The organism is Undibacterium sp. TJN19, assembly GCF_049339485.1.
GTDB lineage: Bacteria > Pseudomonadota > Gammaproteobacteria > Burkholderiales > Burkholderiaceae_D > Undibacterium.
Genome location: NZ_JBMPPL010000101.1, coordinates 1 through 237 on the forward strand (window position 1 = coordinate 1; position 237 = coordinate 237).

The window sequence follows — 237 nt, forward strand, 5'->3', positions numbered from 1 at the left end:
TCACAACAGCAGAGTTTGCCTGAATTGTTTCGATACCTGACAGTGTCGCACCAGCCAGATTGATCGCACCGTAAGTGACCAGTGTATCGTTACCTGCACCCAGATTGATTGTGTCTGTCACAACGCGCGCAACAGCAGTTGCTGTGGATTGTGTATTGAGGTTCACACCGTTTTCAACAACGTTGTACGTACCGGCAACATAGTTACCCAGCAGGACAACGCGGTCAGCACCAGCGC

The 237-nt window shown here is 51.1% G+C and carries 1 protein-coding gene; it reads right to left on the reverse strand.

Annotated features, from left to right (window positions below; translation table 11 throughout):
* Positions 1 to 237 (reverse strand): hypothetical protein (locus tag ACO0LH_RS28715; protein ID WP_422944565.1); only part of this gene is annotated, 237 nt, incomplete at both ends.